Origin of the sequence: Enterococcus sp. ZJ1622, assembly GCF_011038845.1 — a bacterium.
Taxonomy (GTDB): Bacteria; Bacillota; Bacilli; order Lactobacillales; family Enterococcaceae; genus Enterococcus_B.
Map to the genome: position 1 here is coordinate 246,095 of NZ_JAAKDW010000001.1, position 22,284 is coordinate 268,378.

Here is a 22,284-nt window from a genome sequence, read left to right on the forward strand (position 1 = left end):
TGATGGCAGAATTAAAGAAAGTACAAGAATATCCATATGATTTACCAGACATGGTGGATCAGCCAGAACACCAGCTGCCAGATGATACTTCCGACCAAGAAGTGATTCTCCCTCAATCACCGGCCAAACGTTTGAAACAAATTTCTGTACTGGAAAAAATAGCGATCGCAAGTGTCACGATTGCAGTCGTTGCACTAGCAGTTTTGACAGTGATGCTACGTACGAACATCAGCGGTGTCGAAAAAGAAATCACATCGATCCAAACAGAAATCAATGATAAAAAACAAGAAAAAATGAGTTTAGAACAAGAAAAAAATGAACTTTCTCGTACTGAACGGATTAAACAAATCGCAGAAGAAAAAGGATTGTCTATCAACGACGACAATTTAAGGAAAGTGAAGTAAATGAGTCTTAAAAGTAAATTTCGGCGGTTTATGGAAAAGAAAAATCTAAATCCGATGAACAATCGCAAAAAAGTAGGTATCATTTTATTTGCTACGAGTATTGGATTGTTCTTTTTATTTGCCGTCCGTTTCTCGTATATCGTCATCGGAGGTCACGTTGCAGGGACCTCATTGGCAGAAAAAACAAAGCAGCTCTATCAAGGAAGTGAAGTAGTCAAGGCAAAACGCGGGACGATTTATGATAGAAATGGCGTTGCGCTTGCCGAAGATGCAACTTCTTATTCGATCAAAGCGATTCTTTCAAAAACATATACTTCTAATGGGAAAAATTTGTACGCGGAAGAAAAAAACTTTGACAAGATCGCAGAGATCCTGCACAAAAATCTCTCAATCGAAAAAAGCAAAGCATTGAAAATCTTACAAGACGGTGCAGATGATAAATTATACCAAGTCGAATTTGGTGATTATGGAAAAAACATCACTCAAGAGACCAAACAAAATATCGAAGCCGAAATGAAAAAAGAAGGCATTGCCGGCCTTTATTTTGACGATCATCCTGCTCGTATGTATCCCAATGGCGTTTTTTCTTCTCACTTTATCGGCTATGCAGTGCCAGATGATAAAGAAGAAAACGGTCTGGTGGGCAAATTAGGGCTGGAATCTGCTTATAATGATCTGTTGAGTGGGAAAAACGGCAAGATCGTTTATCAAAAAGATAACTTCCAGAATCCATTACCAGGAACAGTCGCAGAAGAAGTAGCCGCAGTAGACGGTCAAGACATCTATACGACATTGGATAGCCGATTACAGAGCTACCTGGAAACACTGATGGATCAAGTCAACGAGGAATATCAGCCAGAGGAGCTGACAGCTGTTCTGATGAAAGCAAAAACCGGTGAGATCCTGGCAATGGGGCAGCGCCCAACCTTCAATCCAGAAACAATGGAAGGATTGACCGGAAAAGATGCTGTTTGGAGAAACTTCCTCGTCCAAGACAGTTATGAACCAGGTTCTACGATGAAGGTATTTACTACCGCAGCAGCGATCGAAGAAGGCGAGTTCAATGAAAACGAAACTTACCAGTCAGGGAAGATCAAAGTAGCAGACGCAACGATCAATGACCATGACTTCGGGAAAAAAGGAGTCCTGACCATGCGTCAAGCACTTTCTTGGTCAAGTAACGTAGGGATGGTCATCTTGGAACAGCGACTAGGTGGACGCTGGTATAACTACCTTCAGAAACTCGGCTTTGGACAAAGTACGCATTCAGGATTAGATGATGAAGTCAACGGGGCACTACCGACAGCGAACATCGTTGACCGTGCTATGAGTGCTTACGGACAAGCTATCGGCGTCACGAATTTCCAAATGATGAAAGCTTTCACTGCTGTAGCAAATAACGGTACGATGATCCAGCCACGCTACATCAGCAAAGTCGTCGATCCGCAAACTGGTGAGGAACGGACGACACAGACAGAAGTACTGGGTCAGCCTTTCTCAAAAGAGACAACAGAAAAAGTCAGAGAATACATGCGTGACGTAGTGGAAAGCGAGAACTACGGTAGTGCTTACGGCGTATATAGTGTGCCGGGCTACAATGTTTCAGCAAAAACCGGAACAGCACAGATCGCCTCAGATACCGGTGGTTACCAGACTGGAGATACTGCTTACCTGTATTCGATCGTTGAAATGGTGCCATCGGAAGATCCTGATTATGTCTTGTATCTCACGATGAAACATCCAAAAACATATGATCGCATGGCTTTAGCAAAAATTGCCAACCCGCTGATGAAACGTGCGATGGATTTTCAAGAAACAGAATCAGAAACAGACACTGAACCAAAAACAGAAAAAATAACAGTTGCAGATTACCGCAATTTAGCTACTGATGTCGCAGCTGCAGATGCACAAAAAAGCGGATTGCAGCCTATCGTCATTGGTAACGGAAAAAAGGTGGAAGCACAGTCAACCGCAAATGGCGACAAGCTGATTTCCGGAGAGAAACTGATCTTGTATACTGGTGGCGACAAACTGATGCCTGATGTTACTGGCTGGTCAAAAGCCGATATCATGAAACTCGGGAAGATCCTGGGCGTCGAAGTCAGCTTCCACGGGGATGGCTATTGCGTGAAACAAAGCGTAGCCCCTTATGACAAAATCACGGATGATAAATTAAGCTTTACTTTAGAAGAATAAGAAGAGAATAGAAATAGGAGAGAAAAGAGCATGGAGTGGACACAAGCATTGATACCCATTGTAAGCAGCTGCGCAATGACAGTTGCAGCAATGCCGTTATTCATCGGTTACTTTCAAATGAAAAAACAAGGGCAAGCAATTCGTGAGGAGGGACCGAAATGGCATAACGTAAAAGCCGGCACCCCTACGATGGGCGGATTGGTGTTCCTAGTTGCCGCATTACTAACGGGTATTTGGGTTGGGGCTTGGCAAGACCAGTTGACGCCAACTCTTTTCATCTTATTGTTTGTTTTAGCTTTATATGGAGTCATCGGTTTCTTAGATGATTTCATCAAGATTTTCAAAAAAAGAAACATGGGACTGAACTCGAAACAAAAATTGATCGGGCAAATCTTAGGTGGAGTCGTTTTCTATCTTGTCTATCGTTCAGAAGGCTATCCTGGTACGTTGAACTTCTTTGGGATCGATGTTCCGTTAAGCATCATTTACGGTATTTTTGCTATTTTCTGGTTAGTTGGTTTCTCGAATGCTGTGAATCTGACCGATGGAATTGACGGTCTGGTTGCAGGCCTAGGATCAATCTCATTTGCTACTTATGCCATCATTGCTTGGCATCAGCAGCAAATGGATGTATTGATCATCTGCTTAAGTGTATTAGGCGGACTTCTTGGCTTTTTCGTTTATAACCGCAAACCAGCAAAGATATTCATGGGTGATGTCGGCTCATTAGCTTTAGGCGGACTTTTGGCAGCAATTTCGATCATGCTGAATCAGGAATGGACATTGCTGCTGATCGGATTGATCTATGTGATTGAAACAGCTAGTGTGATGCTTCAAGTTACTTCTTTCAAACTGACAGGAAAACGTATCTTTAAAATGTCACCTATCCATCATCATTTTGAAATGAGTGGATGGTCAGAATGGAAGATCGACACAGTTTTTTGGATGGTCAGCGTTGTGACTTCTTTGATTACACTTTGGATTGTTTGGTAGGAGATGACTGGAAATGAAAAAAATTTCAACTTATGAAAATAAAAAAGTCCTTGTATTAGGACTTGCAAAAAGCGGATTTAGTGCGGCCAAATTGTTACATGAATTGGGCGCACTTGTCACTGTTAATGACGGAAAACCATTTGACGAGAATCCCGAAGCACAAGATTTGTTGGCACTAGGAATCAAAGTGGTCACTGGCAGCCATCCAATCGAGCTATTAGATGAAGAATTTTCATTGATGGTAAAAAACCCTGGGATTCCATATCATCATCCTTTGGTAGCAAAAGCACAAGAAATGGGTATTCCGGTAATTACGGAAGTTGAATTAGCTTACGAAGTAGCGGAATGTCCAATTATTGGCATTACAGGGACCAACGGCAAAACGACGACGACGACGATGGCAGGACTGTTATTGAATGCGGGAAAAGAAAAAGGAGTCGCCCGCTTAGCAGGGAATATCGGTTATCCTGCAAGTAGCGTTGCTCAAGAAGCTGATCCTGAAGACAAATTAGTCATGGAATTATCCAGCTTTCAATTAATGGGGATCACTGCCTTTCATCCCCATGTTGCTGTCATTACGAATATTTATGAAGCACATATCGATTATCATGGTTCAAGAGAAGAATATGTCAAAGCAAAATGGCATCTGCAAAAAAATATGACAGCTAAAGATTATCTGATTTTGAATTGGAATCAAGAAGAGCTGCAAGAATTAGCGAAAAAAACGAAAGCACAGGTGCTGCCTTTTTCTACAGAAGAGGTATTAGAAAAAGGAGCATATGCTTTAGATGGTGCCATCTACTATGATCAGATCAAAGTGATGGAGGTCTCAGAACTTGGTGTCCCCGGTTCACATAACGTAGAAAATGCACTTGCTGCGATTTCAGTCGCAAAACTATATGGTATTTCAAACGAGGCGATTCGTGAGACGCTCCATTTGTTCCATGGTGTTCCTCACCGAACACAGTATGTCGGTGAAGTGCAAGGCAGAAAGTTCTACAATGATTCAAAAGCGACCAACATATTAGCGACAAAAATGGCATTGAGCGGCTTCGAGCCGGAAAAAGTGGTTCTTTTAGCAGGTGGACTTGATCGCGGGAATACATTTGATGAACTGATCCCTTCACTTAAAGGGATCAAAGCATTGATCGTCTTTGGTGAAACAAAAGACAAACTGATCGATGCAGGGAAAAAAGCTGGTATCGCAAGTATCCAGACAGCACAGACAGCAGAAGCAGCAGTTCCTTTGGCATTAGCTGCTAGTGAAGCAGGGGATGTCGTCTTGTTATCACCTGCAAATGCCAGTTGGGATCAATACCCTAATTTTGAGACTAGAGGGAACCGATTTATGGAAGCTGTGAATCGATTAAAATAGAAAATAGAAGAAGCGAGCGATAAAATAATGAAAATTTTGGTTACAGGTGGAGGAACGGGTGGTCACATCTATCCAGCACTAGCCTTTGTCAATTATGTTAAATCCCAAGACCCGGATGCTGAATTTATGTATGTTGGCGCAAAACGTGGATTGGAAAATAAAATCGTACCGGAAACCGGTATCCCCTTCCATACTTTAGAGATCCAAGGATTTCAGCGGAAACTTTCTCTGCATAATGTGAAGACGATCCAGCTGTTTCTTAAAAGTATTCGTCAGGCAAAAAGGATTTTGAAAGACTTCCGACCTGATGTCGTGATCGGAACGGGCGGTTATGTTTCGGGAGCGGTAGTCTATGCTTCGGCAAAATTAAAGATTCCGACGATCATCCACGAACAAAACAGTGTACCTGGTATCACAAATAAATTCCTAAGTCGCTACGTGGATCATATTGCGCTCTCATTCAAGGACGCAGCTTCTTATTTTCCAGAAGAAAAAACGATTCTGATCGGCAATCCAAGAGCACAAGAAGTAGCGGACACGAAGAAGTCATCGATCTTAGAAGATTATGGCCTTGATCCAATGAAAAAAACTGTACTGATCTTTGGCGGCAGCCAAGGCGCATTGAAAATCAATCAAGCAGTCACCGAGTTTCTGGAGCAGCTGGACGAACCGGAATACCAAGTATTGTATGCTTCCGGCGATCGTTATTATCAAGAGATCAAAGAAAAAGTGACTTCTGAAATAAAAAATGTGAGTATCCAGCCGTACATCACGAAGATGGCTGAGGTCATGGCGAACAGCGATCTTCTTGTAGGACGTGCCGGTGCTACCTCGATCGCAGAGTTCACTGCATTGGGACTTCCAGCGATCCTCGTGCCCAGTCCTTATGTCACCAACGATCACCAGACGAAAAATGCGATGAGTCTTGTCCAAGCCGGCGCTGCAAAAATGATCGCAGACGGCGAACTGACGGGTGAAACATTAGGCAAAGCTATCAATGAGATCATGACAGATGACAAGCTTCAGCAAAAAATGTCCCAAGCATCAAAAGAACAAGGGATTCCTGATTCGTCAAAAAGACTGTATGAACTAGTTGGGACAGTAATCAAAAAGTAAAAGGCGGTGGTCTTAGTGAGTAAGAAAAAAGAACCAGAAAAATTGCCGAATCCATCCCCTGAGGAAAGTAATTTGACTCCTTGGCAAAAGGCCAACCGAAAATATCTAGCAGAGCACGGCAAACAAAAAGACCAGTCAGAAAGTCTTGCCGAACAGCAAGACAGCGGCAACGCGCCAAAAGATGCAAGTGAGCTAGATGAGCAGATACAAGAAGAAAACGCTAAGCAATTCGAACCTGAACAAGCACCTGAACAAGACTTTGAAGAAATCGAACAAAAGAAAATAGGCGGACCATACAACGGTTCTTTTCTCAATCGGCTGCCTAATTTGAAAAGCCATAGAAACAAAGTATTGTATCGTCGTTTAGGACTGATCATTGCCGTACTTGGTATTCCTCTGATTTTCTTGATCTATTATGTCTCGCCTTATAGCAAGCTAGAAGCAGTAACGGTGACAGGAAATCAAGTGGTGACTAGTCAAGAAGCGATAGCTGAAACGAAGCTGAAACTCGGCGCCAATATTTGGAAGCAATATTGGCATAAAGATCAGTATATCGATCAGCTGAAAAAAGAGCAGCCGAGAATCAAAACAGCTGCCATAAGTTTCAGATCGGTCAATCAATTGGATCTGAAAGTTACCGAGTATAAAGAAATCGCTCTTGTATCGAAAGAGAATCAATATTACCCTGTAATCGAAAACGGAGTGGTCCTGAGCGAAAAAGTAGCGAATCCGACGAAAAATCTTCCTATTTTGGAAGACTTCAACGAAAATGCGAAGATCCAGGAATTTGCAAAACAATACAATCAATTGTCAGCAGAACTGCAAAAAGCGATCTCAGAAATCAAATATACACCAAGAGACAGCAACAAGGATCTGATCCAGTTGAATATGAACGATGGGAATCAAGTCATTGTCAATATCACGAATTTGGCTAGCCAGATGAAATACTACCCGCAAGTAGCAAAAGAAATGGATGAAAAAGGGGTAGTCGATATGGAAGTCGGCATTTTTTCTTACCCTTACAGCAGCCAAGACAGCACACAAGGTTCTGAAGCAAGCGAAGAGACAGCAGAAACCGCAGTAAATGAGGAAGCAGCTAGCCAAGATGGCGAGTCAAATGAGACGGCAGGTGTCAGGATCATCTGATACGAATGAAGCAGACCAGACAGGGAATACAAGTGAAACTAGCCAAATAGATAACGATTCAAGTCCATCTTCGTCCGATTTAGCTGGAAATTGATAAAACAACCTTAAAAAGTAAGAATCTACTTTCTAAAAACCAGTAATTTATGGTAGAATTGAAAGCAGTGAATATATCTATTATAGTATATTTAAAAACGGACGTTAGTTGTTCGCTTGTATATGGAATAGTAAGTAGGAGGGAATCCCATTCATGGCAAAAACAGGAATGTATGTAGGCCTTGATATTGGAACGACATCTGTCAAAGTTGTCGTGGCTGAATATATCGACAGCCAAATGAATATTATTGGAGTAGGAAACGCAAAATCAGAGGGGATTAACCGCGGCATTATCGTTGATATCGATAAAACAGTCCAAGCGATACAACGTGCAGTGCGACAAGCAGAGGAAAAAGCAGGCATCCAAATCAAGAGCGTAAGCGTTGGTCTGCCGGCTAACATGCTTGAAGTTGAAAATTGCCAGGGAATGATTGCAGTGAACGGTGATTCAAAAGAGATCACTGACGAAGATGTACGTAATGTAGCATCGGCTGCCCTTGTTCGTTCAATACCTCCTGAACGTCAAATCGTGTCAATTTTTCCACAAGACTTTACTGTAGATGGTTTTGAAGGCATCAAAGATCCCCGCGGAATGATCGGTGTCAGATTAGAAATGTACGGTCTGTTATTTACCGGACCTAAGACAATCATCCATAACATTCGGAAATGTGTCGAAAATGCAGGCCTGATCGTCAATGAGCTAGTGATCACTCCATTAGCTTTAACGGAATCAATCCTTTCAGACGGAGAAAAAGATTTTGGTACGATTGTCATTGATATGGGAGGCGGCCAGACAACGACTGCTGTGATGCATGACAAGCAATTGAAATTCACTCATCTTGATCAAGAAGGCGGAGAATTCGTCACAAAAGATATTTCGATTGTTTTGAATACCTCTTTTAATAATGCAGAAGCGCTAAAAATAAATTATGGTGATGCGTATCCAGAACGAACATCAGAAGACGAAGAATTCCCAGTAGATGTAATTGGACAGTCAGAACCTGTAAAAGTTGACGAACGTTATTTATCAGAAGTCATCTCAGCACGGATGGAACAAATCTTCAACAAGGCAAAAGACGCATTGGATCAAATCGAAGCTTTGGAATTGCCTGGTGGTGTCGTGCTGACAGGTGGTGCAGCAAGTCTTCCTGGTGTGGTAGACTTGGCACAAGAGATATTTGGCGTAAATGTGAAATTATATGTCCCAAACCATATGGGACTAAGAAATCCGGTATTTACGAATGTTATCAGCATTGTTGACTATTCAGCGAACTTAAGCGAAGTATACCAGTTGGCAAAAATAGCTGTGACAGGCGAAACGACAGTCACAAATCATGTATCTGTTGAGCAAGACACAAGTTCATATGATAATTATGATGTTCCTGAAGAAGCAACATACGATGATCCGGAACCAAAACAATCCGGTGAAAATGTAACAAATAAAATCAAGGGTTTCTTTACAAATATTTTTGATTAATTCATCCTGGGAGGAATAAAATATGGAATTCTCAATTGATAATAATATCAATGACGGCGCAGTAATCAAAGTCATCGGAGTCGGTGGCGGCGGTGGTAATGCTGTGAACCGTATGATCGAAGAAAATGTTAAGGGCGTTGAGTTCATCACTGCGAATACTGATGTTCAGGCTTTAAAAAATTCAAAAGCTGAAACAGTGATCCAATTAGGGCCTAAATATACACGCGGTCTAGGAGCAGGTTCTCAACCTGAAGTAGGACAAAAAGCGGCAGAAGAAAGTGAACAGTCATTACGCGAAGCATTGGATGGCGCAGACATGATCTTCATCACAGCCGGAATGGGTGGCGGTACTGGTACTGGTGCTGCACCGATCGTCGCAGGTATTGCCAGAGAATTAGGCGCTTTGACTGTCGGTGTGGTGACACGACCATTTACATTTGAAGGTCCAAAACGCGGACGCTTTGCTGCTGAAGGGATCGCTAGACTGAAAGAAAATGTAGATACATTACTGATTATCTCAAATAACCGTCTTCTTGAAGTTGTTGACAAGAAAACGCCAATGCTAGAAGCATTCCGCGAAGCTGACAACGTGCTTCGTCAAGGGGTACAAGGGATCTCTGATCTGATCACAGCACCTGGTTACGTGAACCTTGACTTTGCTGACGTGAAAACAGTGATGGAAAACCAAGGAACAGCATTGATGGGAATCGGTGTTGCAAGTGGAGAAGACCGTGTCGTTGAAGCAACGAAAAAAGCGATCTCCTCACCTCTTCTTGAAACATCTATTGATGGCGCAGAACAAGTGCTTCTGAACATCACAGGTGGTTTGGACATGACATTATTTGAAGCGCAAGACGCTTCTGATATCGTGGCAAATGCCGCAACTGGCGATGTGAACATCATCTTAGGTACATCGATCAACGAAGAAATGGGCGATGAAATCCGTGTAACGGTTATCGCAACAGGTATCGATGAATCAAAAAAGGAGCGCAAGTCTAGCCGACCAGCTAGACAAGCCCAAATGCAATCATCTGCTCAAAAAACAGTGTTAGACATGGATCAGGCAAAACCAACTTCAGCTGAGGACGAAAACAGTTTTGGCGACTGGGATATCAGACGCGAACAAAACATCCGTCCAAGAGTTGACGAATCAAACTTCGATCCAATCGAAAAAAAAGAATTTGATACATTTAACCGTGAAGAACCAAAATCTACTGGCGATGATGAATTAAACACGCCACCATTTTTCCGACGCAAAAAATAAAGGAGAGGAAGAGCACATGATTGCTGACAACTTGCAGAAAATCGAGCAAGAAATTCAGGATTCGTGTGCTCTTGTTCATCGTAATCCGAAAGAAGTCACCTTAGTAGCTGTAACAAAATCTGTCGAATCGGCAAAGGCAAAAGAGCTGGTAGAAGCAGGTGTTACGCATTGCGCAGAAAATCGTGTAGATAAATTGTTGCAAAAGAAACAAGATTTACTTGATCATCCTGAAATAAAGTGGCATTTAATTGGTAATTTACAACGTAGAAAGGTAAAATTGATTATAAATGAAATTGATTACTTTCATGCGTTGGACAGTTTAAAATTAGCAGAAGAAATTCAAAAAAGAGCAGAAAAGCAAATCGCTTGTTTTGTTGAAGTAAACGTCTCTGGAGAAGAATCCAAACAAGGAATCTCCCCCGAAGAACTTCTTCCTTTCTTGGAATCTTTAGCTGCCTATTCAAAAATAAAGGTTGTTGGGTTGATGACGATGGCACCTAAAGAAGCTTCTGCAGAAGAAATCCATAAAGTATTTGGAACGCTGAAAGAATTGCGTGATCTTGTTCAAGCAAAAGGCTATGCACATGCACCATGTACAGAATTAAGCATGGGGATGAGCCAGGATTTTCAACTTGCGATCGAAGAAGGAGCAACATTTATCCGCGTAGGCACAGCGCTATTCAAAGACGAATAAGGGAGGAACAAACATGCCGCTTTTAAATAGAGGAGCAATTGCTAATTTTTTCGGATTAGCTGATGAAGAAGAGTACGAATATCAAGATCATCCTGAAACAACACAAAAAGCACAAAAGGCTGTACCACAGCCAACAAAAAAAATAACAACACAGAATCATCAAACACAGACTGTATCGGCTGCACCTTCTCGTGAGACACAACGGACTGCAACTACTCGTCCAGTAACTCGCGAAAAAACACAGCCAAGTGAAAAGAAAGTAATTGAACTGCACCAGTCACCTGCAAAAAATGTACGAAAAGAAGAAACAGTTTCAAGAAACTCTTTTCAGCCGAAAGCAAATCTAGCTGGAAAAATCACTGTGATGGAACCACGCGCTTATTCAGAAGCAATGACGATCGCTAAACGTATCCTCGCTGGCGAAGCTACTTTAGTGAATTTTCACTTGGTAGAAGAAAAACAAGCGAGACGGATCGTGGATTTCCTAACAGGAACTGTCTACGCGTTAGATGGAGATATCAAACGTGTAGGAGATGAGATCTTCCTTTGTACACCTACAGGAATGGAGATTGACAGTTCAACTGCTCAATCTTTTGCAGATGCGAATTTGTTTGATCTGTAAGAGGAGGAACTACGATTTATATTATTTTTATGCTATTTCAATTATTAGAGCGTGTAGTCTATTTCTATACGATACTCTTAGTCGTTTATGCATTACTTTCATGGTTTCCGGGCGGGTATCAATCGGGACTCGGTCGTTTTCTATCGAAAATATGTGAACCATATCTCAGTTTGTTTGATCGCTTGCCCTTAAGAATCGGTCCATTCGATTTTACGATTTTGGGAGCAATCATCATCTTGAATTTAGCCATGCAGGGACTTGCGCATATCTTAGTCTGGATCGTTGCGGGGGCAATTATTTAACTTAGATATAAGTAGACGATCTTATTTCCATCATAAACAAGCAGGGAGGTAAAAAAGTTGGACGCAAATGTATATCAGCACTTTCGAGCAGATGAGCGTTCGTTCATCGACTCCGTGGGTGATTGGATCGAGCAGGTACAGGGACAGTATGCACCTTATCTGACTGAGTTCCTTGATCCAAGACAGTCTTATATCTTAGAAACACTGATCCGTCAAAACAGCGATTTACGGTTCATGTTTTATGGAGGATATGAGCAAGCGGAGAGAAAAAGATGCCTGATTTTCCCAGACTATTACCAACCTGAAGAGGAAGATTTCGAGATCGCCCTTTATGAGATCCATTATCCTAGTAAATTTGCCAGTTTGAGTCATGGAAAGATCCTTGGAACTTTAGTAGGGACAGGCATCAAACGTTCTTATTTTGGTGATATCATCTCAGATGGCGAACGTTGGCAAGTATTCATCGCACAAGAAGTCGATCATTTCGTCACTGCACAAATCACGAAGATCGGCAAAGTAGCTGCGCGACTAGAACCGATGAAATACACAGAAATGATCTTACCTAAAGACAGCTGGACACAAGAAAGAGGAACGGTCACCTCTATGCGTCTGGATAGTGTGATCTCAGAGATTTATAATATTTCCAGACAACGATCGAAACAATTGATCGAATCAGGGAAAGTGAAAGTGAACTGGACTGAAAATACCAGACCTGATTTTCTGCTTGAACTATTAGATATTATTTCCATCAGAGGATACGGGAGAATCCAGATCCAAGAGCTTGAGGGAAAAACGAAAAAAGAAAAATACAGGGTGCTGTTTGGTGTATTACGTAAATAAAACAAAAAGGTGGTTTACTCATGGCTTTAACTCCATTAGATATCCAAAATAAAACATTCCCGACAAAAATGCGGGGATATAATCAAGACGAAGTAGATGACTTCTTGGACCTTGTTGTCCGTGATTATGAAGAAGTGACTCAAAGAAATCGTGAATTAGAAAAAGCAGTGAAACATTCTGAAGAAAAGCTGGAATATTTCAATGAATTGAAAGATGCGTTGAATCAGTCGATCATTGTCGCACAAGATACTGCTGACAAAGTAAAAACAAGCGCAAGCAAAGAATCAGAAGTCATCGTGACATCTGCTCAAAACAAAGCAGATGAATTAGTGGCGAATGCGGAAAAACGTGCGCATCAGTTGACGACAGACGCAGAAGAAAAAGCAAGAAAAATCTTAACAGACGCAACGGAAAAAGCAAGACAGCTTGCGACCGAAACAGAAGATCTCAAGAAGAAAACACGTGTCTTCCATCAGCGAATCAGCTTGATGTTGGAATCACAGCTTGAACAAGTGAAAAGTCCGGAATGGGATGAAATCTTACAGCCATTCTCAAGCTACGTAACAGATAGCCATGAAGTCATCAAAGAAGTTTTGGCAAAACAGCTTGACAACGAAAATGGAACTGATGTAAACTCAGAAACAGGAGTAATCGAAGCTCCTATGACTGCATTTGACACACAGGCTATCGACATTTCGATCGTTCCTGGAGATCATGAAAACGAAAACGAGTAGAACAGAAAAGCACTTTGGTATTCTTCCAGCGAGCCGATGAGAGTGAAAGTTCGGCAAGACTCTGCAAAGTGAAAGATCCTCTACTTGACTTGTTTCTGAATCGTTAGTAAGAAACAACGGCTGACCTCGTTACTGGTCTTTGAGAGTTGCGCAAAAGGCGTAACTGAATTTGGGTGGTACCACGGCATGTTCGTCCCTTGTGACGAGCATGCCTTTTTGCGTCCGGAAAAACAATCGAAGGAGTGTGTTTGTTTTATGAAAATGAAAGAAACGCTGCAATTAGGAAAAACAAAATTTCCTATGCGCGGGAACTTGCCAAACCGTGAAGGCGAATGGCAAAAAGAATGGGAAGAAAATAAAATCTATCAAAAAAGACAAGAATTGAACGAAGGAAAACCAAGTTTCATCCTTCATGATGGTCCTCCCTATGCAAATGGGAATATCCATTTAGGACATTCTTTGAATAAAATCAGTAAAGACATCATTATCCGTTCAAAATCAATGTCTGGCTTCCGTGCACCTTATGTACCGGGATGGGATACACACGGATTACCGATCGAACAAGTACTGGCTAACAAAGGCGTGAAACGAAAAGAAATGTCAATGGCTGAGTATTTGGAAAAATGTCGTGAATACGCACTTTCTCAAGTCAGCAAACAACGTGATGATTTCAAACGTCTAGGTGTAGCCGGAGATTGGGATCATCCTTATGTGACACTTGATCCTTCTTATGAAGCTGCACAAGTACGCGTGTTTGGGAAAATGGCAGAAAAAGGCTACATTTACAAAGGCTTGAAGCCTATCTACTGGTCACCTTCCAGTGAATCCTCTTTAGCAGAAGCAGAGATCGAGTATAAAGATGTGAAGTCGCCATCGATCTTTGTCGCATTCAATGTAAAAGATGGCAAAGGTCTTCTTGATGGAGATACAGCCTTCGTGATTTGGACGACGACACCTTGGACATTGCCTGCAAACCAAGGGATCGCAGTGAATCCTTCATTCATGTATGTATTGATTGAAGCAGATGGACGTAAATTTGTCGTAGCAAAAGACTTGCTTGAAAATGTCCAGTCAGAAATCGGCTGGGAAAATGTATCAGTCATCAAAGAATTTTCTGGTCAGGAAATGGAATACATGACGGCTCAACATCCTTTCTATGATCGTGAATCCTTAGTGATTTTAGGCGATCACGTGACGTTAGAAGCAGGTACTGGATTAGTGCATACTGCTCCTGGACATGGGGAAGATGACTATATCGCAGGAAACAAATACAAATTGCCAGTCGTATCACCAGTAGATTCTAAAGGAGTATTTACGGATGAAGCACCTGGTTTTGAAGGAATCTTCTACGACAAAGCAAATCCGATGATCACAGATCTATTGAAGGAAAAAGGCGCTTTACTGAAACTTGATTTCTTTACCCATAGTTATCCTCATGATTGGCGTACAAAGAAACCTGTGATTTATCGTGCCACTCCGCAATGGTTTGCTTCGATCGATGATTTCCGTCAAAACATCCTTGACGAAGTAGAAAAAGTCGACTGGGTGATCCCATGGGGCAAAACTCGTCTGTACAACATGATCCGCGACCGCGGGGACTGGGTGATTTCCCGCCAACGTGCATGGGGTGTACCATTACCGATCTTCTATGCGGAAAATGGCGAAGCAATCATCACACCGGAAACGATCGAGCATGTCGCAAAATTATTTGCGGAACACGGTTCGATCATCTGGTTTGAAAAAGAAGCAAAAGAATTACTTCCTGAAGGATTCACTCATCCTGGCTCTCCAAATGGGGAATTCACGAAGGAAAAAGATATCATGGATGTCTGGTTCGATTCAGGTTCTTCTCATGAAGCAGTTCTACGCCAACGTCCAGAATTAACATTCCCAGCTGATATGTACTTAGAAGGATCAGACCAGTACCGCGGCTGGTTCAACTCAAGTATTACGACAAGTGTAGCGATCAATGGGGTAGCACCTTATAAATCTGTGATCTCTCAAGGATTTGCACTTGACGGTGAAGGTCGGAAAATGAGTAAATCATTGGGCAACATCATTGCACCAGAAAAAGTCATCAAACAATTCGGCGCAGATATTCTTCGTCTATGGGTCTCAAGTGTTGATTATGAAGCAGATGTACGTGTTTCTATGGATATTTTGGGGCAAGTCGCAGAAGTTTATCGTAAAATCAGAAATACGATGCGTTTCCTGATTGCAAATACGGAGGATTTCGATCCTAAAAAAGATACTGTTCCTTATACGGAATTGCGTTCGGTGGATAAATATATGACCGTTCGTTTGAATCAAGTGATCAAAGAAATCCGTGACGAAGGCTATGACAAATATAATTTCATGCATATCTACCGCACAGTCATGAATTTCTTGACAGCTGACTTGTCATCCTTCTATTTAGACTTTGCAAAAGATGTCGTTTATATCGAAGCAGAAAATGATTACCAACGTCGATGCATGCAAACAGTGTTCTACCAAACAGCTGTTGCTTTGGCAAAACTGTTGACACCAATCATCCCTCATACATCAGAAGAAATCTGGTCCTTCTTGAAGGAAGAAGAAGAGTATGTTCAATTGAGCGAATTACCTGGCTACGTTGAATTTACGAACCAAGAAGAATTGATGGATACTTGGGCAGCATTCATGGATTTCCGAGATAAAGTATTGAAATCTTTGGAAGAAGCACGAAACAGCAAGCTGATCGGAAAATCGCTAGAAGCGAAATTGACGATTTATCCAAATCGCCAAGTACGTGAAATGCTGACTGCTGTCGATGCTGATATCCCTCAATTACTGATCGTGTCACCTGATTATTTTGAAATCAAGTCAGAAGACGCAGAAGTACCAGGATCAGCAATCGCTTTTGATGATGTAGCTATCCTAGTCGAAAAAGCTGACGGCGACACATGTGATCGTTGCCGACAAGTAAGAAAAGACGTTGGAGTAGACGAAAAACTTCCGCATCTATGCGGTCGCTGCGCACACATCGTTGAAGAACATTATCCAGAAGCTGTAGCAGAAGGATTCGAAGAAAAATAACAAAAAAACGTCAGAGGCTTAGCCTCTGGCGTTTTTTGCGGTTCAATCCAATTTTCCTCGTTCTCTGTACCAGTTGTCAGGCTGCCAGATCCATTCAAAGCCGTCTTTTTCCAAAAGCTCGAAGGCGGCTTGTGGCCCCATAGATCCTGCTTTATAGTTAGGGAATTCAGGATGTGACTGATCCCAAGCTTTACGTATCACATCAACGATATGCCAGGATTGAGCAACTTCTTCCCAGTGAGAAAAGTTCGTCCCGTCACCATTCAATGCATCTAAAAGCAGTTTTTCGTAAGCTTCAGGGCTGTTTTCGACCATTTCAGCACTATTACGATATTCTAGTTTGATCGGTTCCGTGTCAAATCCCTGACCAACTTCTTTCCCATTCAATGACAAAGAAAAACCTTCTGTCGGCTGGATATAGATAGTCAGTACATTTGGCGGAAGCGTGGTGTCTTTGCAAGGTTCATCGATCGATGTCTTGAAGACATTCACAGGAACTTGTTTGAACACGATATTGATACGTGTACCTTTTTCAGTCAAGCGTTTCCCTGTTCGAACGTAGAAAGGAACACCGGACCAGCGGAAATTGTCGATGGTGAATTTCCCAGCAACGAAGGTCTCTGTTTCAGATTGCGGATCGACTTTGTCTTCTTCTCTGTAGCCTTTGAATGTTGTTCCATCCAGTTTGCCTTGTGCATATTGACCGCGTACGAAGTTTTCAAGTACTTCTTTTTCATTGTAGATGCGGATCGCTTTCAGCGCTTTGATTTTTTCAGTCCGGATTTCTTTTTCCGAAAAAGCCACAGGAGGTTCCATTGCCAGTAAAGCAACGACTTGAAGAATATGATTTTGCACCATGTCTTTCAGTGCGCCACTATGATCGTAATATCCGCCTCGATCTTCTACTCCAAGGCTTTCGCCGAATGTGATCTGGATATTGTCGATGTAGCGGTTATTCCATTGCGATTCAAAAATGTTATTGGCAAAACGGATTGCTGAGATGTTTTGGATCATTTCTTTTCCTAGATAATGATCGATCCGGAAAATATCTTTCTCAGGAAAAACTTCGCGGATTTGTTGGTTCAATTCAAAAGCGGACTGATAGTCAGAACCAAAAGGCTTTTCGATGATCAGCCGATTGAAGCCAGTTTCTGTCACGATCTTCTGAGATTTCAGATGAGAGACGATCGTACCGAAGAATTGCGGAGCCATGGCCAGATAATAGACCCGGTTACCATTCAGTTGATATTGTTCATCTAATTGATCAGCTAGGATTTTCAATGTTTGATAATGTGTCGAATCATTGACATCATGTGACTGATAATAAAAATGACTCGCAAAGGTGTTTGCTTCAGCATCAGTCGGATTTAATGAACGGATCGTTTCTTTGACTACTTCACGGTAATGCTCATTGCTCCAAGGACGTCTGGCCGTACCGATAACAGCGAAATGTTCTCCGAGATTTCCTTTTCTGTAAAGACGGAATAAAGAGGGGTATAATTTACGTTGTGCCAAATCGCCTGTACCGCCAAAAATCGTAAATAATGCATTCTTTTCATTAGACATAGGGCATGCTCCTTTATAATTTATCGACAAAAATCGTGCTTGCCGCTTTGAAGCTGACAGGAATTTTTTTTGTTTGATTCTGGATCGTAACGGGTCCTTCATAAGCTGCGATATCGATGATCTCATATTCCTCATCGATGTTCAGATCGATCGTCACCAAATAATCAAGCAGCTCTTTTTCATCAAGCACCCGTGCAATGCGGATCTTCGTTCCGACCGGGTAGGATTCTAATGTCTGGCGCCGTTCTTCGTGGACAACCTGTTCTTTTTTTGGAATGATCCCTCCATGCGGACAGTGTTCAGGATGATTCAAATAGTCTTCTAAATGGTCAGCAAGCTGTTCTGAAGTCACATGTTCCAGTACTTCGGCATCATCGTGTACTTCATTCCAGCTATACGCTAAATGTTCAACTAAAAAAACTTCCCATAAACGATGCTTGCGAATCAAACTGCTTGCTTTTTGCAATCCGCTTGCTGTTAATTGTACTCCTTGATAGGGAGAGTGTTCAACAAGCTGTTCCTTCACAAGTTTAGAAATCATTTCGCTGACAGATGCTGGTGAGACATCCAGACTGGATACGATTTGCTTATTGTTTACTTTTGTTGTATCACCGCCTAGTTCCAAAATGATCTTCAAATAATCTTCTCGGTTTGGTGTCATATTCGATCATCCTTTCATGGTAAGAAACCATCATTAGTTAGTGTAACAAAAAAAAGAGAAATTGACTATTTTTCTAGGCAAAAAACAACAAGAAAATGTGCGTATTCTGCAAAAAAAGACGAAAGCACAGGATCGTCCTGATGCTTTCGCCGGTTGTCGAAAAATGTTTCATGTTTATGATCTGGATAGAGGGTAATAAGATTCGGCAGATTCATCATAAAAAGTCATATCTGGGTAAGAAAAAGTCAAATAAAAACCATACTGATCACGTACGACTAGTTGATCCGCATCGACTTTGATCACCGTAGTGCCAAGTGGATGATCATTGATCGAAAGGGTGAAATCTGAGGAGATCGTCAAATGATGTTTTTGGCCGTTTTCATCTTCAAAGCTCCAAGTACCGCAATACTGTGCAGGATCGAACAGCTGTCTCGTCTGTTTTTTCTTTCGAAAGAACAGACTGCCGGCTAAAGTAACGAACAATGTTCCAAGCAGATAAACAATTTTTTTCTCATCGAACCACTCCTTCTCAGCTGTTTACTCATCCTGTATCTTCACGCTTTTCTGTTACCTCCATTCTACAGAAAAAAAACTAAAATTTCTCTAAGACTTTCGACTGGTTTTTCAAGTGTTTTTGTTAAAATTATGATAGGATACATAGTAGGAAGACAGGTGGCATATTTTGAAGTATCAACAGGTAGAGACAGCTTTTTTCATTGACCGGCCGAATCGTTTCATAGCGAATTGTGTGAAAAAAGACGGAGAAGCGATCATCGCTCATGTGAAAAATACCGGACGCGGCAAAGAAGTCCTGATTTCGGGAGCAGAAGTTGCTGTTGCCTTTGCACCTGGCCCAAAGCGGAAAACAAATTATGACTTGATCGCAGTGAAAAAAAGCAGCAGTGGTTCAACATCGACAGTCAACTTCCCAATAAACTGGCGATTGACGCGATCTTGGACGGGACGATCCAGCTGCCTGGTGCAATGGGGGAGTTCACCTTGTACAAACGGGAAGTGAAGTATCGGCACTCCAAGTTCGATATTTACCTGGAGACCTCTTCTGGGCAAAAAATATTTGTCGAAGTAAAAGGAATGACTTTGGAAAATGAATCGGTAGGCGCTTTTCCAGATGCACCGACACTCAGAGGGCTGAAGCATATAGAAGAATTAACACAAGCGCAGTTAGAGGGATATCATGCCTATGTTCTTTTCATTGCGCAATTCGAACACTTGCATATAGCAACGATCCATGAGGTCATGCAGCCAGAGCTTGCGAATATGACCCGCTACGCACAATTAAACGGCGTACAGGTTCTTGCTTATAATTGTCAGGTAACATCAGATGAAGTAAGGGTGAAACAAGCGATTCCATTCGATGTGGACTATCCCTTCAAAGATCCTATCTTATAGAAAGAAGGCGGAAAGAATGATCAATTTAGGAATAATCGGTACAAATTGGATCACACATCAATTTGTCCAGGCAGCATTAAGTACGAACGAGTATGAGTTGACAGCTGTCTACTCGAGACACTTGGAAAAAGCGCAGGAATTCGGTTCAAAATATGAAGGAGATATCGAATTTGCGACCGATTTAGAGGCCTTTTTCGGGATCGCTCATATGGATACGATATATATCGCTTCTCCTAATAGTCTGCACTTCCAGCAGGCAAAGCAGGCAATCTTGGCAGGGAAAAATGTGATCGTGGAAAAACCGGCTTTTTCCACACCAAAAGAGATGGATGAGATCATCCATCTGGCCAACCAGCAAAATGTCTATTTCTTTGAAGCAGCTCGAAACATCCATGAATCTGGCTTCAAAAAAATCGCTGAGTATTTGCCGCTGAAAGATGAGATCCTTGGAGCAAACTTCAGTTATATGAAGTATTCTTCTCGTTACGATCAGGTATTGGATGGCGAAGAGCCAAACATTTTCTCCATGCATTTTTCTGGTGGTGCAATGATGGATCTAGGCGTTTATTTAGTCTATGCAGCGGTAGCGTGGTTCGGTATGCCGTCAGAAGTACATTATTTCCCAAGAAAAATCTCAACCGGTGTAGATGGCCTAGGCTGGGGGATCTTGCGTTATGAGTCATTTGATGTAGCGATCCAACCAGGGAAAATCGGTGATTCTTACTTGCCTTCTGAAATCTATTTTGATTCCGGGACTTTGATAATGAATGGGGTCAATGCCATCACGCAAGCAGAATACCACGATCGTACACATAACGAAACAGCTGATTTGTCGATCACAGCGGCAGAAAATCCGATGGCAGACGAAGCGATGGATTTCGCCAATGTATTGAACCATCCAAAAGATCCGGCATGGGGACTTCTCTATGAAGAATGGATCGAATTAGCAAGGAATGTGAACCAAGTGATTTACGATTTAAGAAAAAATGGCGGTATCAAATTTGATGCTGATAATGAGGAAGATTTTTAATGAATGAATGGACAATGGAATTTCCGAAGCAATGGCAAGAAAAATGGGCGGACAAAGCATTTGCTGCGCCTTCTCTGATCCAAGAAGCAGTATTTCAGCCACTGCGCGACAAACAAAGTATCATAGGAGTATCTCCGACAGGTTCTGGGAAAACGCTGGCTTATCTTTTGCCACTGCTTTTGAATGTTTCACCAAGTGAAGGAAGTTCGTTGCTGATCCTAGCTTCTTCTCAGGAACTTGCGATCCAAGTGGCAGATGTTACCCGAGAATGGGCAAAAGAGCTAGACTTGAATGTGCAGTCATTAGTAGGGGGCGCGAATGTCAAACGCCAGATCGAAGGATTGAAGAAAAAACCGGAAATCCTCGTAGGGACACCGGGTCGCGTGCTAGAATTGATGAAAACGAAAAAAGTCAAGGCACATCAGATCAAAACGATCGTATTCGATGAAGCAGACCAGCTGTTTGCAGACAGCAGCGTCCAATTGGTCGAGCAGATCCTGCACCAAGCACCAGTGGAATATCAGTTAGCCTTTTTCTCTGCTACAGCAGATCGCTCGATCGAAGCAATCGAAAAAGTGACGGGACGATCTTTTGAAACGATCGACGTGACACATGAAGATGATTCGAGAAAAGGTCTGAAGCATTATTTTCTTCGCGTACCATCAAGGAAAAAAGATGATTATTTAAGACGGATCGCTCACGTCAAAGATTTCCAAGGATTGGTGTTTTTCAATCAGTTGAGTGAATTAGGTGTGATGGAAGAGAAGATGGTTTATCGGGGCGTGCCTGTAGCAAGTTTAGCCTCTGATCAGAACAAGTTGCTTCGTAAAGCTGCACTTGATCAATTGAAAGAAAAACGTGTCCGTGCACTATTCACTACAGATGTCTCGGCTAGAGGTCTGGATATTGATGCACTTCCTTATGTGATCAATGCGGAAGTCCCTTTGAGCGAAGAATCATATCTGCACCGGTCGGGTAGAACTGGTCGAATGGGGAACGACGGGATCGTTGTCACATTCGTCCAAGATAACACTCTGAGAGATCTGAAACGGATCGCTAGCCACACAAACATAACAATTGAAGAAGTTTATCTTCATGGCGGGTCGTTACAAACGGAGCCTCCACAAAAAGAGGAACAGTTCACCCAAACAAAAAGCAAGCAGTCTGCACTTCCTGTAAAAAAAGAAGTAGAGACGAAACATAACGAGAGTACAATCAAGAAAAAACGTAAAAATAAATCAAAAAAAAGTAAAAATAAAGGAGCAAGGCGCAAATAAGCGCCTTTTTTATGATATGATGAAAACGGA

Annotated in this window: 18 protein-coding genes and 2 pseudogenes; 17 read left to right on the forward strand and 3 right to left on the reverse strand. The window is 42.0% G+C overall.

Annotation, left to right across the window (positions count from 1 at the left end):
* Positions 1-2: 2 nt before the first annotated feature.
* The 14 genes and pseudogenes from ftsL (at position 3) to ileS (ending at position 16,310) form a co-directional block, all read left to right on the forward strand.
* The gene (gene ftsL, locus G7Y42_RS01270; protein WP_165003116.1) at positions 3-404 is read left to right on the forward strand and encodes a cell division protein FtsL; all 402 of its coding nucleotides are present in this window, start codon (positions 3-5) and stop codon (positions 402-404) included.
* Positions 405-2,600 (forward strand): penicillin-binding transpeptidase domain-containing protein, encoded by a 2,196-nt coding sequence (locus tag G7Y42_RS01275; RefSeq protein ID WP_165003118.1) that lies wholly within the window; start codon positions 405-407, stop codon positions 2,598-2,600.
* 30 nt (positions 2,601-2,630) lie between these two features.
* The gene (mraY, locus tag G7Y42_RS01280; RefSeq protein ID WP_165003121.1) at positions 2,631-3,593 is read left to right on the forward strand and encodes a phospho-N-acetylmuramoyl-pentapeptide-transferase; all 963 of its coding nucleotides are present in this window, start codon (positions 2,631-2,633) and stop codon (positions 3,591-3,593) included.
* Between the two features lie 13 nt (positions 3,594-3,606).
* Positions 3,607-4,968 carry a UDP-N-acetylmuramoyl-L-alanine--D-glutamate ligase gene (gene murD / locus G7Y42_RS01285; protein ID WP_165003123.1) on the forward strand — a complete coding sequence of 454 codons (1,362 nt, stop codon included), beginning with the start codon at positions 3,607-3,609 and terminating at the stop codon, positions 4,966-4,968.
* A gap of 27 nt (positions 4,969-4,995) precedes the next feature.
* Entirely contained in the window at positions 4,996-6,084 is a 1,089-nt protein-coding gene (gene murG, locus G7Y42_RS01290) for an undecaprenyldiphospho-muramoylpentapeptide beta-N-acetylglucosaminyltransferase (protein ID WP_165003125.1), read from the forward strand.
* Between the two features lie 15 nt (positions 6,085-6,099).
* Positions 6,100-7,324, forward strand: a pseudogene (locus G7Y42_RS01295) (cell division protein FtsQ/DivIB).
* A gap of 153 nt (positions 7,325-7,477) precedes the next feature.
* On the forward strand, positions 7,478-8,800 hold the full coding sequence (gene ftsA / locus G7Y42_RS01300) for a cell division protein FtsA (RefSeq protein WP_165003127.1): 1,323 nt from the start codon (positions 7,478-7,480) through the stop codon (positions 8,798-8,800).
* 22 nt (positions 8,801-8,822) lie between these two features.
* Positions 8,823-10,064: a cell division protein FtsZ gene (gene ftsZ, locus G7Y42_RS01305; protein WP_165003129.1), complete on the forward strand. Its 1,242-nt coding sequence runs from the start codon at positions 8,823-8,825 to the stop codon at positions 10,062-10,064.
* A 16-nt stretch (positions 10,065-10,080) separates the two neighbouring features.
* Positions 10,081-10,758, forward strand: coding sequence for a YggS family pyridoxal phosphate-dependent enzyme (locus tag G7Y42_RS01310; RefSeq protein ID WP_165003131.1), 678 nt, complete (start codon positions 10,081-10,083; stop codon positions 10,756-10,758).
* 13 nt (positions 10,759-10,771) lie between these two features.
* Positions 10,772-11,380: a cell division protein SepF gene (gene sepF, locus G7Y42_RS01315; protein ID WP_165003133.1), complete on the forward strand. Its 609-nt coding sequence runs from the start codon at positions 10,772-10,774 to the stop codon at positions 11,378-11,380.
* A gap of 29 nt (positions 11,381-11,409) precedes the next feature.
* On the forward strand, positions 11,410-11,682 hold the full coding sequence (locus tag G7Y42_RS01320) for a YggT family protein (protein WP_165003135.1): 273 nt from the start codon (positions 11,410-11,412) through the stop codon (positions 11,680-11,682).
* Positions 11,683-11,739: 57 nt separating this feature from the next.
* The gene (locus tag G7Y42_RS01325) at positions 11,740-12,522 is read left to right on the forward strand and encodes an RNA-binding protein (RefSeq protein WP_165003137.1); all 783 of its coding nucleotides are present in this window, start codon (positions 11,740-11,742) and stop codon (positions 12,520-12,522) included.
* Between the two features lie 20 nt (positions 12,523-12,542).
* Positions 12,543-13,256, forward strand: a complete 714-nt coding sequence (locus tag G7Y42_RS01330) for a DivIVA domain-containing protein (RefSeq protein ID WP_165003139.1) — start codon at positions 12,543-12,545, stop codon at positions 13,254-13,256.
* Positions 13,257-13,511: 255 nt separating this feature from the next.
* The gene (gene ileS, locus G7Y42_RS01335; RefSeq protein WP_165003141.1) at positions 13,512-16,310 is read left to right on the forward strand and encodes an isoleucine--tRNA ligase; all 2,799 of its coding nucleotides are present in this window, start codon (positions 13,512-13,514) and stop codon (positions 16,308-16,310) included.
* A 42-nt stretch (positions 16,311-16,352) separates the two neighbouring features.
* Here the strand turns inward: ileS and zwf are convergent, their stop codons facing one another.
* The 3 genes from zwf to G7Y42_RS01350 all read right to left on the reverse strand — a co-directional run bounded on the left by zwf (position 16,353) and on the right by G7Y42_RS01350 (position 19,020).
* Entirely contained in the window at positions 16,353-17,876 is a 1,524-nt protein-coding gene (gene zwf, locus G7Y42_RS01340; protein WP_165003143.1) for a glucose-6-phosphate dehydrogenase, read from the reverse strand.
* A 13-nt stretch (positions 17,877-17,889) separates the two neighbouring features.
* The gene (locus tag G7Y42_RS01345) at positions 17,890-18,537 is read right to left on the reverse strand and encodes a metal-dependent transcriptional regulator (RefSeq protein WP_165003145.1); all 648 of its coding nucleotides are present in this window, start codon (positions 18,535-18,537) and stop codon (positions 17,890-17,892) included.
* A gap of 174 nt (positions 18,538-18,711) precedes the next feature.
* Entirely contained in the window at positions 18,712-19,020 is a 309-nt protein-coding gene (locus G7Y42_RS01350) for a DUF4828 domain-containing protein (protein WP_241161890.1), read from the reverse strand.
* A 199-nt stretch (positions 19,021-19,219) separates the two neighbouring features.
* Between G7Y42_RS01350 and sfsA the strand changes: the two are divergent.
* The 3 genes and pseudogenes from sfsA (at position 19,220) to G7Y42_RS01365 (ending at position 22,254) form a co-directional block, all read left to right on the forward strand.
* Positions 19,220-19,947, forward strand: a pseudogene (gene sfsA, locus G7Y42_RS01355) (DNA/RNA nuclease SfsA).
* A gap of 16 nt (positions 19,948-19,963) precedes the next feature.
* On the forward strand, positions 19,964-20,977 hold the full coding sequence (locus tag G7Y42_RS01360; protein ID WP_165003147.1) for a Gfo/Idh/MocA family oxidoreductase: 1,014 nt from the start codon (positions 19,964-19,966) through the stop codon (positions 20,975-20,977).
* A complete protein-coding gene (locus G7Y42_RS01365; protein ID WP_165003149.1) occupies positions 20,977-22,254 on the forward strand; it encodes a DEAD/DEAH box helicase in 1,278 nt (425 codons plus the stop codon). The genes G7Y42_RS01360 and G7Y42_RS01365 overlap by 1 nt, the downstream gene beginning before the upstream one ends.
* Positions 22,255-22,284: the final 30 nt, after the last annotated feature.

Coding starts and splice junctions, on each gene's coding strand:
- ftsL (WP_165003116.1), top strand. CDS start 3: ATGGCAGAATTAAAGAAAGTACAAGAATATCCATATGATTTACCAGAC.
- G7Y42_RS01275 (WP_165003118.1), top strand. CDS start 405: ATGAGTCTTAAAAGTAAATTTCGGCGGTTTATGGAAAAGAAAAATCTA.
- mraY (WP_165003121.1), top strand. CDS start 2,631: ATGGAGTGGACACAAGCATTGATACCCATTGTAAGCAGCTGCGCAATG.
- murD (WP_165003123.1), top strand. CDS start 3,607: ATGAAAAAAATTTCAACTTATGAAAATAAAAAAGTCCTTGTATTAGGA.
- murG (WP_165003125.1), top strand. CDS start 4,996: ATGAAAATTTTGGTTACAGGTGGAGGAACGGGTGGTCACATCTATCCA.
- ftsA (WP_165003127.1), top strand. CDS start 7,478: ATGGCAAAAACAGGAATGTATGTAGGCCTTGATATTGGAACGACATCT.
- ftsZ (WP_165003129.1), top strand. CDS start 8,823: ATGGAATTCTCAATTGATAATAATATCAATGACGGCGCAGTAATCAAA.
- G7Y42_RS01310 (WP_165003131.1), top strand. CDS start 10,081: ATGATTGCTGACAACTTGCAGAAAATCGAGCAAGAAATTCAGGATTCG.
- sepF (WP_165003133.1), top strand. CDS start 10,772: ATGCCGCTTTTAAATAGAGGAGCAATTGCTAATTTTTTCGGATTAGCT.
- G7Y42_RS01320 (WP_165003135.1), top strand. CDS start 11,410: ATGCTATTTCAATTATTAGAGCGTGTAGTCTATTTCTATACGATACTC.
- G7Y42_RS01330 (WP_165003139.1), top strand. CDS start 12,543: ATGGCTTTAACTCCATTAGATATCCAAAATAAAACATTCCCGACAAAA.
- ileS (WP_165003141.1), top strand. CDS start 13,512: ATGAAAATGAAAGAAACGCTGCAATTAGGAAAAACAAAATTTCCTATG.
- zwf (WP_165003143.1), bottom strand. CDS start 17,876: ATGTCTAATGAAAAGAATGCATTATTTACGATTTTTGGCGGTACAGGC.
- G7Y42_RS01345 (WP_165003145.1), bottom strand. CDS start 18,537: ATGACACCAAACCGAGAAGATTATTTGAAGATCATTTTGGAACTAGGC.
- G7Y42_RS01360 (WP_165003147.1), top strand. CDS start 19,964: ATGATCAATTTAGGAATAATCGGTACAAATTGGATCACACATCAATTT.
- G7Y42_RS01365 (WP_165003149.1), top strand. CDS start 20,977: ATGAATGAATGGACAATGGAATTTCCGAAGCAATGGCAAGAAAAATGG.